Genomic DNA, 13929 nt, shown 5'->3' on the forward strand with positions numbered 1-13929 from the left:
ACCTCCCGGTGATGGTTGAAAAACCCACCGGGAAATTTTGAAATCAAAAAGAAAGCGCTTTCTTTTTAGGAACCAAGAAATATGGAACATTGTTTTAAACTGGCAAGTACCCCTGTTAGGGGGCAATTCGTAGACGTAAATGGCGAACGTTTTTATCGCATCGAGAATGTGGATCAAATGCCTGCATTCTTTATGAGTGTGGTGTCTGCCAATGATCACTGGTTGTTTGCGTCGTCGACCGGATGTTTGTCAGCAGGCCGTGGCAACCCTGAAAACGCCCTGTTTCCGTACCGCTCAGTGGATATGATCCATGAGAATGCTGAAAACACCGGCCCGAAAACCTTCATCCGCCTTGAAGATGAGGTGGGTGATGTCGTGACATGGGAACCTTTCAATCCACAGCACAATGGTAAGTACCGCGTTATCCGTAATCTTTATAAAAATATTACGGGCGATAAAGTGGTGTTTGAAGAGATCAACCCAACACTGCGCTTGACCTTCAAATATACCTGGCAGAGCGGCAACACCTATGGTTTTGTGCGCCGTGCTGAACTGAGTGACTTCTCAGGGACTTCGCGCAAGATTGAAATCTTGGACGGTGTACAGAACATCCTGCCAAATGGTGCGCCAATGGTGGCACTGCAAAAGAGCAGTGCGTTGGTGGATGCCTACAAATGGAATGAGCGCGTTCAAGATACCACGCTGGCGCTCTACACCATGTATGCAAAGCTCAGTGACCGTGCAGACCCTGCAGAAGCGCTAACTGCAAATACGGTTTTCTGCATCGACAACGATGACGTTGAAGTGCTGCTCAGCAGTCAGCAAGTCCCGGCTTTCCGTCGTGGTGACATCATTGAAAGCGAAACGCTGACACGCGGTGTTCGTGGTGCTTACTTCATCCACAAATTGATCGATCTGGGAGCTAATGAGACTAACGATTGGCTGTTTGTTATCGACATCGAAAAAGATCACGCAGGTGTGGTTGTTTTGCGTAACGAGCAAAAAGACCAGCAATCACTGCGCGAAAAAGTAGAGCAAGATTGTGCGAAAAACCACGAAGAGTTGGTTTCTCTCATTTCAGCGGTAGATGGCTGGCAGTTCTCTGAAGAAGAAGCCACCAGTAACCACCACTACGCGAACGTACTGTTCAACAGCATGCGTGGCGGTGTGTTTGAGCAAGGCTATAACCTGCGCAAAGATGACGTGCTGCAAACTGCAGAAAATACAAACAAGAAAGTGGTACTGCGTAACAAAGCGTTTTATGACGCACTGCCTGCAACATTTACCCATGAAGAGTTGGTAAAACGCGCAGAGCAGGCGGATGACATTCAGTTGCTGCGTCTTTGCTACGAGTACCTGCCATTGACGTTTGGTCGTCGTCACGGTGACCCAAGCCGCCCTTGGAACCACTACGACATCAAAGTGAAAGACAAAGAAGGCAATCCGCTACTGGCGTATCAGGGTAACTGGCGTGACATTTTCCAGAACTGGGAAGCATTGGCGCTGAGCTATCCGGGCTACCTGCGCTCGTTCATCGCTAAATTCGTGAATGCCTCAACGATCGATGGTTACAACCCATACCGCATTACCAAAGATGGTATCGACTGGGAAGTGCTGGAGCCGGAAGACCCATGGAGCAACATCGGTTACTGGGGTGATCACCAGATCATCTACCTGCTGAAGTTCCTGGAATGGTCCGAGCGTTTTGAACCTGCACAGCTGACAGCAAACCTGTCCCGCGAAATCTACAGCTATGCCAACGTGCCATACCGCATCGGAGACACGCGCACGCTGTTCTCAAACCCGAAGGACACAGTGACGTTTGATACCGAGCTGCACAAGAAGACAGAAAAGCTGAGCGAGATGATCGGTAGCGATGGTCGTCTGCTATTGGATTCAGACAAAGAAGTGTACCTCGTCAACCTCTCTGAGAAGCTGCTGGTGCCGTTGTTGTCGAAACTGGGTAACTGGGTCGTCGATGGGGGTATTTGGCTCAATACGCAGCGTCCTGAGTGGAATGACGCCAATAATGCGATTGTAGGTAACGGTCTGTCGATGGTAACGCTGTACTACATGCGTCGTTATGTTGAGTTCATGCAAGCACTGTTTGCACAAGCACCGGAAAAAGTGCGCATTTCTAATGAAGTAGCAACCTGGTTGAAAGAGACCAGCGAAATCCTGAGCAAAACGCTGCTTGATGTGAAGAAGAAAACGATCACTCGCCAGACCAAGCATAAGTTGCTGACCGAGTTGGTGGATGCGGCGAGCCGCTTCCGTCATCAGGTTTACCAACAGCAAGGCTTCAGCGGTAAAACATTGGTTAACAAGCACGACATTGAAGCGCTGTTGAACACCAGTTTGGATCTGCTGCACAGCAGTACTCAGCGTAACCTGCGCGAAGATGGTTTGTTCAATGCCTACAACGTGGTTCAGTACAACAGCGAGTCATTGGATTCCCTGCCGCTGTACCCAATGTTGGAAGGTCAGGTCGCAGCCCTGAGTTCTGGCGCACTGAGCGGCGCTCAAGCTGTATCTCTGCTGGACAACCTGTTCAACAGTGAGATGTACCGTGAAGACCAGAAATCCTTCATGCTGTATCCGGATCGCGAACTGGCAGGATTCAGCCGCCGTAACTGCATCGAAGCGGAAGCGGTTCGCAAGAACGATCTGCTGCGTGATATGAACAAGCGCGGTGACAAGCGAGTGGTGTACGCAGACCTTGATGGCGTATTCCACTTCAACGCTATGTTTGAAAATTCAGGTGCATTGAAGGCAACACTGGATTCAGTTCGCGCAGACTACCCGCAAATGTCAGACGAGCAATACGAAAACGTGCTGGCGTTGTACGAGTCTGTATTTAACCACCGCGAGTTCACCGGTCGTTCCGGTACCATGTTTGGTTACGAAGGTCTGGGTTGTATCTACTGGCACATGGTGTCCAAGCTGCTGCTGGCGGTTCAGGAAGTTTACTTCGCAAGCTGGAAAGAAAACCCACACAGCGCGGAAACCCGTAAACTTGCGGATTACTACTACCGAGTACGTGAAGGGATTGGCTTCAACAAAACACCAACGGAATACGGTGCATTCCCGGTTGACCCGTACTCACACACACCAAAACATGCGGGCGCCCAACAGCCTGGTATGACAGGTCAGGTGAAAGAAGAGATCATCACCCGATTTGGTGAGCTTGGTGTACTGGTGGAAAATGGCGCGATCACCATTTCTCCGTCACTGCTGTTCGAACGCGAGTTCTCAAGCAAAGAAGCAGAGTTCCCGTATGTGGACATGCAAGGTGAGCAGAGAAGCATTGCGCTGAATGCAGGTGAACTGGCGTTTACTTACTGTCAGGTACCGTTTGTTTACCGCTTGAACGACAGCGGAAATACTAAGATCGTGGTGACGCTGACCTCTGGTGATGTGCTTTCCATCGAAGATAACAAGATGCCGGAATCTGTTTGTAAGAAGCTATTCAGCCGTACCGGTGAAATCGCACAAATCATTGTTGATGTACCGCGCAGCAAACTGAACCCTGCCGGTTAATGACAACTGTGAAAACAAAAACAGCCGCATCATGCGGCTGTTTTTTTATCTGTGGTTTGATGTACCAACGGTTTTTAAGCCGTAGTGACCTCAGCTGTAGACAGTGTTTTCACTGAGCCGCGTTCCATCAGAGTAGGGAACAAACGGGTGTTGATGTTAGAGAGAGGCTTGCCTTCCAGCATATTCAAAACACCACGGGCAGCCTGACACGCCATGTCTTCCAGGGGAAAATGGATTGTGGTGAGGCTTGGCGTCATGTATTGGCTGTAGGTGTGGTTATCGAATCCAACAATGGAGATGTCTTCGCCTACTTTCATGCCACGGTCATGGCAAACACCGTAAGCGGCCAGAGCGATACTGTCGTTCAAGCAGAATATGCTGGTAATACTGTTATCGCGATCCATCAGACGGCGAACTGCTTTGTCATTGCCATCGTGGTCAAATCGACCTTCAACCACCAGATTCTGATCGTATTCGATACCATATTTTTCCAGCGCATTGCGGTAACCTTGAAGGCGCTCGCGGCTGTCTATCTTGCTGAGCTGGCCGGTGACACAACCAATGCGGCGATGACCGTTTTTAATCAGATGCTCGGTGGCAATATAGCCACCCCACTCATTGTCCATGCAGATACATTGATCTGAGATTTCAGGGATATAGCGGTTCATCAGCATGGTCGCAGGTGTTTTTTCCACAATCTGTAGGATGTCAGCGTCGCTCATCATGTCTGAAGTCAGCACCAAACCGTCGATCTTTTTCGCATTCAGAAAGCAGATAGACTCCTGTTCTTCATCATAGTTTTCGTGGCCACTGGTGATGATGAGGTGATAATTCTTCTGACGAACCACTTTTTCGACATGGTGCATCAAAGGGCCAAAGTAGGGGCCATCAAAGGTACCTACCAGCATCCCGATACTGTGCGACTTGTTCGACGCCAATGCCTGAGCAAAGGCATTAGGCTGATAGCCGAGTTTCTCGATGGCATCGAATACTTTCACGCGGTTTTTTTCCTTCACCGACTTGTGACCATTCAATGCCCGTGACACGGTGGACTGGGAAACATTTGCCAGCTCTGCCACTTCTTTAATGGTAATCAACGAGCTCTTCCTTTCATTTACTTGATGTTGCACGCCGTGATTTTATTGCCTTCCATTGCTATGAAAGTGCTTTCTTAAGTGATGACTAATGGAAGCGAATCTTCGTCATAAATCTAGGGTCAGTCGAGTTCGCAACTTTATTCATTTGGCGCAGCTATTTTTTCAAATAGGGTAAGTTTTGCCACGAAATGCGACGCATTGCCAAATAGAAAGGCTTTGCATTGCTCACAAATGTTCAGTAATTAACACTTTTGATACTGAAGTGCTCAATTATGAGTCACCGATTTCACTGAAAGCGCTTTCATAATTATAGTTCAGCCAAAGCGTCTTCAATCGAAAACTGGCTGAACACTTTAATGCCGTGCTGTCTGAGTAATGCGGTGGTCACACCATGACCGGGAATTTTGTTGCCAGCAAACTCGCCGCTATAGACAAGGGAGCTGCCGCAGGAAGGACTGGATTCAGTCAACACGGCGATCTTAATGCCATGTTGCTGGCAAAGTGCGAGGGTTTGACGGGCACCGGAGATAAAGGCGTCTGTCACATCTAACTGCTGGACGGAAATGACTTTTCCTGTACCGGCAATCACCGCATCGCCATCGGCAACATCGATTTCAGCTGGCGGGCGCGGGGTAGGAAGGCCTCCGGCGACCTCAGGGCAGAATGTGATCACTTTTGCCTGTTGTGTTAACCGTTGAAATGCTTCAGATTCTTGAAGAAGGGCATTGCCGTCATAACGGACTTTCTGGCCCATTAGACAGGCACTGACCAGCACTTTTTTCATAGAGGTTCGTGTGGTTTTGAAATGGTTAACGGTGATGGTATCGGATCTGGATTGAAGAGAAACAGACTTTTTTTCACAGTAGAGTTGAGGAAATGTGAAATCGGTCAAATAATTAGTCTTACCCCTGTGAGATCCAAACCAATAGATGGTGATGTGCGCGAAGGGGAACACGGAGGGAGAGCCAAACCATGTCTGAAATGCTGCATCAGTATCCAATTATCAACGGACGCGAAATCCACGTTCGTGCATGGAACCCTGAAGGCGGGGAGACAGTGATTTGCTGGCATGGCTTGGCACGCAACAGCATCGATTTTGTTGAACTCGGGGATGAGCTGGCTTCAAGAGGCTACCGGGTACTTGCACCTGATACCCTTGGACGAGGGCTTTCTCAGTGGGCGGATAATCCGAAAACCGAATACAGCTACGCCAACTACATTGATATGGCTGTGAAACTGATGGACTTCTATTGTTGCGATAAAGTGCATTGGGTTGGTACAAGTATGGGCGGTTTGATTGGCATGTTGATCGCGTCCAGCCCTGATTTCGGTGCTCGGATTACCACATTGGTGCTTAACGATATTGGCCCGGAAGTGCCGCAAGATGCGTTAGAGCGTATCGTTAATTACGTGCAGAAACCCATCGCATTCCGTCGCTATAACGAAATTAACCAATATCTCCAAACGCTATATCAACCATTTGGTCCCCACACTTGCGAACAATGGCACACCATGATTTCGGCTTCTGTTCGCAGGCTGGAAAACGGTGACTACACCACGCACTATGATCCCCAAATTCTGGCGCAGTACGATCCCAACTCTCCGCCGATGAATCTCTGGCGACATTTTGGGAACCTGAATTTGCCGTTAATGCTGATGCACGGTTTGCACTCAGACGTGCTCACCAAAGGCATAGTGAAAAAAATGCGGGAAGTTCAGCCGGAAATGGCCGTAAATTACTACCTGGGGTGTGGGCATGCGCCTAACCTGTTCTACAAGTCATACCGACATGATGTCGAACACTTTATTGAAGCGCATCCCATCGAGCAGGAAGTCAGCCAGGAACGGAATGCTGGCTGATTCCCCAAGCTTCTGCGAGGTTACTTTGAAGCCCAAAGGTGGAGCAACTCAGTTGCGATCGTCGCCCCGGCTAACGCTGTAATTTCGCTATTGTCGAAAGGCGGGCTGACTTCCACTACATCCATCCCAACCAGATTGATACCGCGCAATCCACGCAAGATCCTCAATGCTTTATCGGAGGTTATTCCACCTATCACCGGCGTGCCTGTGCCGGGGGCAAAGGCGGGATCAAGGCAATCGATATCAAAAGTAATGTACGCGGGCTTTCCGCCTACCAAAGCTTTGACATGATTGGCGATTTCATCCGGCGTCATGTCATTGGCGGCTTCCGCACAAATCACGTTAAACGCATGGTGGTCTCTGTCGTAATCTGTCCGGATCCCAATTTGTACTGAAGCTGATGGGTCAATCAGCCCCTCTTTGGGCGCGTGATAGAACATGGTGCCATGGTCGTACTTGCTGCCTTGGCTGTATGTATCGGTATGGGCATCGAAATGAATGAGCGCCATTTCACCATGCTTGGCGTGATGTGCGCGAAGCAGAGGAAGGGTGACGAAATGATCTCCGCCCAGAGTTAGCATGGCTTTGCCTGTGGTGAGAATGTCATTCGCTGCACTGGTTGCCATATTGAGGAAATCTTCGCTGTCACCACAGGTAAAAATTAAATCTCCGGCATCAACGATATTGCATCGCTCACGAAGATCGAATGGCCAAGGGTAGCGAAACCCTTCCCACGCGAGATTCACCGACGCACGCCTGATGGCATCAGGCCCTAAACGCGTGCCTGAGCGTCCGGTTGTTGCCATGTCATACGGCATACCCAAAACCACCAAATCGGCGGCGGTATCTCTTGGATCTTTAACCATGGGCAGGCGAAGAAACGAATAGGGATTGGAATACAATGAATCATCTTTTCTTGAAAATACGTCTTCCATACCAGCTTCTCTAGTGGCTAATGATTGTTTGGTCATTATTTCTACAAATTAGCAGGTGGGGCAAATGCCTATGTCTATTTTCTGCACCAGCGAACAATTCACCGAAAAGTTTGTGCACTTAAAAAATTGAAGCGGCTTGTTGAATCCAGCATCTTCAGATTGTCTGGGTGTAAGCATTAAACACAAATTGTGACCGCACCGTGCTTGTCCCTGAACAAATAAAAAACGTCATGCCAATGCCCAACTTACTGGTCTATAAAGAAGTCAGTTCAAATCACAGGAGACAGGGACATGGCAACAACAAGACGCAACAAGAAGCCTAAAGTTTGTTTGGTGCTGCAAGGTGGCGGCGCTCTAGGGGCGTATCATATTGGTGCTTATGAAGCGATGAAAGAAGCGGGGTTTGAGCCAGACTGGTTTGCAGGTATTTCTATTGGCGCGTTGAATTCAGCGGTGTTGGCGGGGAATAAGCCCGAAGACAGATTAGGCAAACTGGAAGCTTTTTGGGAACGCATCTCGCGTCCAGATACCGATGCAAATATTCCATCGTCACTGGCGATGGCATTCAACACCATGAGTGCTTCTTCAGCACTGATGTTTGGTCAGCCAGATTTCTTTACACCGCGCCCGATTAATCCTTGGCTCGCCCCTCCGGGTGAAGCGGCAACCAGTTTCTACGATACTTCACCGCTTTTCAAAACCTTGGCTGAACTCGCTGACTTTGAGCTGATCAATCAAAACAAAACCCGTTTAACCGTCGGTGCGACCCGTGTGACAGATGGCGAATTGGTGTTCTTTGACAGCAAAACAGACGAAATTGAACCGGCCCACGCGGTGGCAAGCGGCTCCTTGCCTCCAGGCTTCCCTGCCACTCAGATTGGGGAAGAATACTTCTGGGATGGCGGTGTAGTTTCGAACACACCAGTGAATGGCATTTTGGATCTGGCGGGCGATGATGAACTGCTGATTTTCATGGTCGACCTTTGGAACGCGAATGGAGAGTTGCCGAAAACCATGAGTGAAGTGCTGTGGCGCGAGAAGGAAATTCAATATGCCAGCCGTACCAGCGAGCACGTAGAAGCTTTGATTGCCAAACGCAATCTCGACCATGTGCTGAAAACCTCCCCAGAACTGGTAGGCAGCGCGCAAGTACCGGATGTGAAGACACTGAAAGTCGGCAATAAGATAGATATCGTACACATCACTTTCGATCCGCTGCAGGGGCACATTCCACTCAGCGATGCGGAGTTCTCCCGCCGTTCTATCCGCTTACGCCGCGAATGCGGCTATAACGACATGAAACAGGCACTGGAAGAGTCTCCATGGACACAACCTAATGAAGGTTTACCCTGTCATTTCCACCAACGCCAGTTTGAAGGATGTTGGGTAGAAGGCAACAAAGTGGCAGGCAATAAGCTCGACAAAGCTTCCTAGAAAAACACAACCAGCGGGACGAATGTGCCCGCTGGAATTCTTCCTTCCAGTCTTGATGACTAAACATTCCTTCTTTTCCTCCCTAGGCATACTAATTACCAGACACTGCAATAAAAAGAATATTAGGCCTTGGATAAGGAAGTCGAATCGATGCTCAAAAGCATCCTTTATTGGATGGCGGAGTTCATTGCATATGATGACAATTCACCGTATCAGCTGTCACAGGTCGAATACTGCGGTGAACTGCTCAATACCTTTGCCGGTAACGTGATGTTGTCAGGAAAAAAGCGGATAGATCTTGGGTGGATGCGCAAGTGAAAGCTTTGGTTCTGGCGTTGAACGACTTGAACAAACAATGCGGTGAATGCCTGATAGAAACCGATCAGCGTGAAGGTATTTGTGAGCTGATATTCTATGTTGTCGCTCAGGCAGGGCACAGTGTCGAAGAAGACATCACTGAAAACTGGCGTGAGTGGTGAATTGCTTGTCACTTTCAAAACGTCTTCTCTTGAGTTTGGTGCACTTTATTACCGTCATTTTTCTCTGGTATCTGGCGCTGGGCGTGGTGTTAGGTTTGGGGTTCAAATCAGACTGGAACCTGTTTGATTACGGATTAACAACAATTGTTGCTGTCAGTTTGCTTTTACTTGGCTTGCCGTCCGTACTTGTTTCGTTTGTCGATACTGATCTCCCCACTTGGGTCTTTCCCCTTATTGTTTCGATTCAACTTATTTACGGGTTCTTACAAGTCAATCTTGTTTCAATCCTCCTGCAACGTAGAAACCGCAAAATCAATAAGATAGAGTAACCTGCATCAGACATGCTTAAAGGTGTATTATGCGCATTCAATATCTCCCTGACTCTGAGGTTAATGCATCCATTGATGCGAAAATTCGAGCATTACTCAGCAAGAGTTTTCTAAACAATAATGATTCAGAGCATTTTGCCCAACACCGTTACTACAAAGAAATGCCTCAACACCGATATATGGCTTGGGAAGGGGATGAACTCGCTGCGCATATTGCCGTTCACGAAAAACAGGTGTCTATTGATGGAATTGAGTATTCCATTGCGGGTATTGCGGAAGTTTGTGTCAATCAGGCATTTCGTGGTCAGGGGCTGGTCAAGCAGATACTCAAAGAAGTGCATCAGCACAGATTGGCTGCAGGAGATGATTTTGCATTGTTGTTTGGGGAAGCAGAGATTTACAGCTCCAGCGGCTATGAAACGACGACAAATGTCCTCATGCATAACCCGGAAAATGGGTGGATATTGGCTGGAAAAACCATGGCGAAAAGTCTGAACAAAGTCTGGCCATCAGGCGACGTAAAGCTGTTGGGGCTGCCATTTTAACCGATGAACTTAGCGCTTTTTGATTTTGATGGCACCATCACCACGGAAGATACCTTCACCGCGTTTCTTTTCTACGCGACCCCAAAACGTCGGCTCGCGATAGGTTTTGCGTTGGTTTGGCCAGTTATTTTGCTATACAAGCTTGGCCTTCTGCCTGCCAGAAAAACACGCCCAGTGCTTGCATATGTCGCGTTTTGGCGTCGATGCGAAGAAGACGTTGATCTGATTGCCAAGCGCTTTGCTGCCGAGTATCTGACAACCGTATTAAGGCCTGATGCGATGAAAACGCTTGCCAACCATACGGCAAGTGGTGACGACGTTTATCTGGTGTCTGCCACGCTGAATATCTACCTCCGCCATTTTTGCCAACAGCACGGTATCAAGCTGCTTTGCAGTACCATGGAAGTTAAAAATGGCAGGTTCACAGGTCGATATGTGATTGGTGATTGTAGTTGCGAAAACAAAGCTGTTGCAGTCCAGAAAACGGTAGATCTTAACGGATATTCCCAAGTCTATGCTTATGGGGATACTGACGAAGATCTACCTATGCTTGCCTTAGCGGATGTGAAGTACTTATGTGGAAATAGAATCAGTACTAACCAATAACAGGCAGTTTGTCCCAGGTTCTCGGGTGTAAAAGTTCACACCCATTTTCCGTGATCACAATGTTGTCTTCGTGCACCATCATGCGGTTCGGGGCAAATGCCATGCCTGGTTCCAAGGTAAGCACCATACCGGGCTTTAGCACCACATCCCCTTTAGGAATAAAAGAGGGCCACTCTGTCAGTTGCATGCCAAGACCGTGGCCCATTCTCCCAACATCGTTGCCAAGTGCGCCCGCTTTTTCTAGTACTGACCACATGGCTTGCCACACCTCGCCAGTCGTGCGACCCGGTTGGGCAGCGCGTAGACCTGCTTCCGTGGCAGCATAAACGGCATCATAGGCGTCAGTTGTTTCTTTGGTTGCACTACCCAGCGCGTAGTTTCGGTCAAAATCGCAGAAATAGCCGTCAAAGTTGGCACCCGTGTCGATAATGAGTACATCACCTTCTGCAAGTACACGGTCGGTAGGACCCATGATGATACTGCCGTACCCTGCGCGGCCAGAGCCTGAAATAAGATACGGACACGAATCCGCGCCAAGCCTGAGCATTTCTAAATGCATTACTTTACACGCTTCTCTTTCAGTAACGCCCACAGATAAGTGTTGTCGTAGGTAGTCAAAGGCTGCGGCGGCGATATTGCATGAGAATCGGATCTTCTCTATCTCTGCTTTGGATTTAACGCTTCTTATGGTCTGGATAATGTTCGATACATCTACCCAGGAGTGATGTGACAGCAATTTCTGAAGCGAGGCGAAGTTGTTCGCCGGCATGCGTAAATGGGTTTCCGGCCCCAGCATGGCGCCAATACGGCGAAACCGTGTGCTGACTTCATGCAGTGTCGTGGCGAGCAGGCTGATGCCATCATCCTCAGGCCTGGGCGAGGGCCAGCTTCGCACATCCGTTATCCAGGTGAGTTCAAAACCAGAAACGCCAATTTCAGGGACGACCGCAATGGGCTTTCCTTCGGCAGGAACAACCAGAAACCAAGGTCGGGTAGGGCTTTCCCAGAACTGCGATATAAAACCACTGAAATAGCGAAACTCAGCCTCAGTTGTGAAGAAAACGGCATCAAGTTGTTTTCCCCTCATCTGCTTTTGTAGCTCACATGTGCGCAATTCGAATTCACGTTGAGCAAAGCCTCTGGCTGGTGGATTCAGTGGCGATAGCGGCATTACTTTGTTCTCCTTGGTTATCTGGTTTTACTTACTGAATAGTATGTCTCTCGGGAAAAGCGCAATTTCTGGTAAGAAAATCAGCAATGCTGACATCACCAACAGAATGAGGAAGAAGGGCAAGGTGCCACGAATAACCTCAAGATACGGACGCTGAAAAATCGCGATTGCAGTGAAGATGTCGCAACCGAAAGGGGGTGTTGCAGAACCAATCGCCATTTGCAGGGTGATAAGCACGCCTACGTGGACTGGATCTAGCCCGGCTGCATCAACAATTGGGGCGAAAATAGGTGTTAGGATCAGCAGTATCACCAGAGAGTCGACGAACATACAGCCGACAAAAAACGCCAACGCGATAACAAACAGAATGTATTCATGAGAAGCGCTGCTGAGATCTAACGGAGCCAGCAAGTCCTGCGGAATTTGTTCGAACGAGATGTACCAAGAAAAAGCCTGTCCAATCCCAACCAAAACAAATACGACCGCGGTAATCAGGCCCGTGCTTAATGCAGCATCAAGTACATCCTTGGTACCTAGAATTCGGTAAAACACACACTCAACGACAATAGCGTAGAGTACGGCGAAGGACGCCGCTTCTGTTGGTGTGACAATACCTGAATAGATTCCGCCAATGATCAGTGCAGGGAAGCCTAAAGGAAGGATAGATTTTCTAATGGCTTCCATTTTTTCTTCACGGTTAGTTTCTTCAACCAAGCTGATGCTGTCTGCATGTTTGCGGCTATAAACGTAGCTGTAAGTGGCAAAGAAGATAGTGAGGACAATGCCGGGCCCAATGCCCGCAATGAAGAGCTCACCGACACTGGCATTGGCAAGCGTGCCATACAGAATCAAACCGATACTGGGCGGGATCAAAAAAGCAATGTCGCTGGCGTTGATGATAAGTGCCATGACAAAGCTGTCTTTGTAGCCAGCTTGCAGCAATTTAGGCCGCATGATTTGTCCCACGGATACAACGGTCGCCTGTGTAGAGCCAGAGACAGAACCAAATAATGTACAACTGATGCAGGTGGTAATCGGCAAGCCGCCCTTTAAGTGGCCTACAAAAGCCTGAATCAGACCGAGCAGATTATTGGCAGTGTGGCCGCGGGTCATGATGTCTGCAGCGAAGATGAACATAGGCACGGCGATAAGCGCGTTGGGGGAAATTCCCGTCACCATTTGCTGGATGAGCACTTCAGGATCGACGAGCGAAAAATGAAGCAGGCCTATTAAGGCGCCGATTGCCAGTGGCACAACCATCGGGAAGCTGAGGAAAAGCAGCACAATCATCACGGAAACGAGCGTGAATGTGATGACATAAATATCGAGTTCACCCGCGACGATGTCAGATAAGAATTGGATGATGCCGTTCATTAGAGTGCTCCCATACTGTCTGTTTCTTCTTCCTCAGTGACGTCCAAAGAAACGTAGATTTCCGGGTGAAGGAGGTTCATGGCAAAACTCATGGCGTACTGAAGACCGGCCATCGCGAATCCAATCGGAATAATGGCGTAGATGTAATACACCGGAAATTGAAGCGCTGGGCTGAGCCTGTTAATGCTTTTGAGTTCAGCGACATAAAACACAGACAGGTACGCCAGGTAGAACAGCAAAAGGGCACTAAAAAGGGCAATGATAGTGGTCAGCAGTTTTCTGGCTTTGTAGCCAAGCGCGTCATATAGCGCGGTCATTCGGATGTTACGTCCTTTCCGAACAGCATAGGCAAAGCCGATGAATGTCACGCCAACAATCAGGAATTGATTAAGCTCTTCGGAAAAGAAAATACTTTTATTGAAGGCGTACCGTCCAATAGCGTTGGCGGTAGAATTTACCATCATGGCAATGATGCCGCTGATAATTAGAACGCGTTCCAACTGCTCAGTAAACGCACTGACTTTCTTCAACAGATGTTTCATAAAACGTCCCACATCTT

General features: G+C 48.7%; 14 protein-coding genes. 8 read left to right on the plus strand and 6 right to left on the minus strand.

Annotation, left to right across the window (positions count from 1 at the left end; genetic code table 11):
- The first annotated feature begins 81 nt into the window (after window positions 1–81).
- Window positions 82–3540, plus strand: a complete 3459-nt coding sequence (locus RN22_RS12195; RefSeq protein WP_046304591.1) for a hypothetical protein — start codon at window positions 82–84, stop codon at window positions 3538–3540.
- A 74-nt stretch (window positions 3541–3614) separates the two neighbouring features.
- On the opposite strand, the gene RN22_RS12200 is transcribed toward RN22_RS12195, so the two are convergent.
- Together RN22_RS12200 and RN22_RS12205 are read right to left on the minus strand one after the other, a co-directional pair.
- A complete protein-coding gene (locus RN22_RS12200; RefSeq protein WP_046304594.1) occupies window positions 3615–4637 on the minus strand; it encodes a LacI family DNA-binding transcriptional regulator in 1023 nt (340 codons plus the stop codon).
- A gap of 307 nt (window positions 4638–4944) precedes the next feature.
- On the minus strand, window positions 4945–5421 hold the full coding sequence (locus RN22_RS12205; RefSeq protein ID WP_046304596.1) for a DUF523 domain-containing protein: 477 nt from the start codon (window positions 5419–5421) through the stop codon (window positions 4945–4947).
- Between the two features lie 188 nt (window positions 5422–5609).
- On the opposite strand from RN22_RS12205, the gene RN22_RS12210 reads away from it, so the two are divergent.
- Complete coding sequence (locus RN22_RS12210; protein WP_046304598.1) at window positions 5610–6497, plus strand: alpha/beta fold hydrolase; 888 nt, start codon at window positions 5610–5612, stop codon at window positions 6495–6497.
- Window positions 6498–6517: 20 nt separating this feature from the next.
- Here RN22_RS12210 and speB read toward each other — a convergent pair whose 3' ends face one another.
- Window positions 6518–7432, minus strand: coding sequence for an agmatinase (speB, locus tag RN22_RS12215; RefSeq protein ID WP_046304601.1), 915 nt, complete (start codon window positions 7430–7432; stop codon window positions 6518–6520).
- Window positions 7433–7723: 291 nt separating this feature from the next.
- On the opposite strand from speB, the gene RN22_RS12220 reads away from it, so the two are divergent.
- The 6 genes from RN22_RS12220 to RN22_RS12240 all read left to right on the plus strand — a co-directional run bounded on the left by RN22_RS12220 (window position 7724) and on the right by RN22_RS12240 (window position 10825).
- Window positions 7724–8866: a patatin-like phospholipase family protein gene (locus RN22_RS12220; protein ID WP_046304603.1), complete on the plus strand. Its 1143-nt coding sequence runs from the start codon at window positions 7724–7726 to the stop codon at window positions 8864–8866.
- A gap of 150 nt (window positions 8867–9016) precedes the next feature.
- Window positions 9017–9184: a hypothetical protein gene (locus RN22_RS24985; RefSeq protein ID WP_156168198.1), complete on the plus strand. Its 168-nt coding sequence runs from the start codon at window positions 9017–9019 to the stop codon at window positions 9182–9184.
- Complete coding sequence (locus tag RN22_RS25140; RefSeq protein WP_197076291.1) at window positions 9181–9345, plus strand: hypothetical protein; 165 nt, start codon at window positions 9181–9183, stop codon at window positions 9343–9345. The genes RN22_RS24985 and RN22_RS25140 overlap by 4 nt, the downstream gene beginning before the upstream one ends.
- A 5-nt stretch (window positions 9346–9350) precedes the next feature.
- Window positions 9351–9674, plus strand: a complete 324-nt coding sequence (locus RN22_RS12230; protein ID WP_156168199.1) for a hypothetical protein — start codon at window positions 9351–9353, stop codon at window positions 9672–9674.
- Between the two features lie 29 nt (window positions 9675–9703).
- The gene (locus RN22_RS12235; RefSeq protein WP_046304607.1) at window positions 9704–10219 is read left to right on the plus strand and encodes a GNAT family N-acetyltransferase; all 516 of its coding nucleotides are present in this window, start codon (window positions 9704–9706) and stop codon (window positions 10217–10219) included.
- Window positions 10220–10222: 3 nt separating this feature from the next.
- Window positions 10223–10825, plus strand: a complete 603-nt coding sequence (locus RN22_RS12240) for an HAD family hydrolase (RefSeq protein ID WP_046304609.1) — start codon at window positions 10223–10225, stop codon at window positions 10823–10825.
- Here RN22_RS12240 and RN22_RS12245 read toward each other — a convergent pair.
- From RN22_RS12245 to RN22_RS12255, 3 genes are read right to left on the minus strand one after another with little or no spacing between them, the layout of a single operon-like run.
- The gene (locus RN22_RS12245; protein ID WP_046304610.1) at window positions 10815–11996 is read right to left on the minus strand and encodes a Xaa-Pro peptidase family protein; all 1182 of its coding nucleotides are present in this window, start codon (window positions 11994–11996) and stop codon (window positions 10815–10817) included. The two genes, RN22_RS12240 and RN22_RS12245, sit on opposite strands and share 11 nt — an antisense overlap.
- Before the next feature lie 27 nt (window positions 11997–12023).
- Window positions 12024–13370: a TRAP transporter large permease gene (locus RN22_RS12250; RefSeq protein WP_046304612.1), complete on the minus strand. Its 1347-nt coding sequence runs from the start codon at window positions 13368–13370 to the stop codon at window positions 12024–12026.
- Window positions 13370–13912: a TRAP transporter small permease gene (locus tag RN22_RS12255; RefSeq protein WP_046304809.1), complete on the minus strand. Its 543-nt coding sequence runs from the start codon at window positions 13910–13912 to the stop codon at window positions 13370–13372. The genes RN22_RS12250 and RN22_RS12255 overlap by 1 nt, the downstream gene beginning before the upstream one ends.
- Window positions 13913–13929 lie beyond the last annotated feature (17 nt).

It is taken from the genome of Grimontia sp. AD028 (assembly GCF_000973155.1).
Classification (GTDB): Bacteria; Pseudomonadota; Gammaproteobacteria; order Enterobacterales; family Vibrionaceae; genus Enterovibrio; species Enterovibrio indicus.

What these genes read in the sequence shown, in the direction of transcription:
- RN22_RS12195 (WP_046304591.1), top strand. Translation starts at nt 82, where the DNA reads ATGGAACATTGTTTTAAACTGGCAAGTACCCCTGTTAGGGGGCAATTC.
- RN22_RS12205 (WP_046304596.1), bottom strand. Translation starts at nt 5,421, where the DNA reads ATGAAAAAAGTGCTGGTCAGTGCCTGTCTAATGGGCCAGAAAGTCCGT.
- RN22_RS12210 (WP_046304598.1), top strand. Translation starts at nt 5,610, where the DNA reads ATGTCTGAAATGCTGCATCAGTATCCAATTATCAACGGACGCGAAATC.
- speB (WP_046304601.1), bottom strand. Translation starts at nt 7,432, where the DNA reads ATGGAAGACGTATTTTCAAGAAAAGATGATTCATTGTATTCCAATCCC.
- RN22_RS12220 (WP_046304603.1), top strand. Translation starts at nt 7,724, where the DNA reads ATGGCAACAACAAGACGCAACAAGAAGCCTAAAGTTTGTTTGGTGCTG.
- RN22_RS24985 (WP_156168198.1), top strand. Translation starts at nt 9,017, where the DNA reads ATGCTCAAAAGCATCCTTTATTGGATGGCGGAGTTCATTGCATATGAT.
- RN22_RS12235 (WP_046304607.1), top strand. Translation starts at nt 9,704, where the DNA reads ATGCGCATTCAATATCTCCCTGACTCTGAGGTTAATGCATCCATTGAT.
- RN22_RS12240 (WP_046304609.1), top strand. Translation starts at nt 10,223, where the DNA reads ATGAACTTAGCGCTTTTTGATTTTGATGGCACCATCACCACGGAAGAT.
- RN22_RS12245 (WP_046304610.1), bottom strand. Translation starts at nt 11,996, where the DNA reads ATGCCGCTATCGCCACTGAATCCACCAGCCAGAGGCTTTGCTCAACGT.
- RN22_RS12250 (WP_046304612.1), bottom strand. Translation starts at nt 13,370, where the DNA reads ATGAACGGCATCATCCAATTCTTATCTGACATCGTCGCGGGTGAACTC.
- RN22_RS12255 (WP_046304809.1), bottom strand. Translation starts at nt 13,912, where the DNA reads ATGAAACATCTGTTGAAGAAAGTCAGTGCGTTTACTGAGCAGTTGGAA.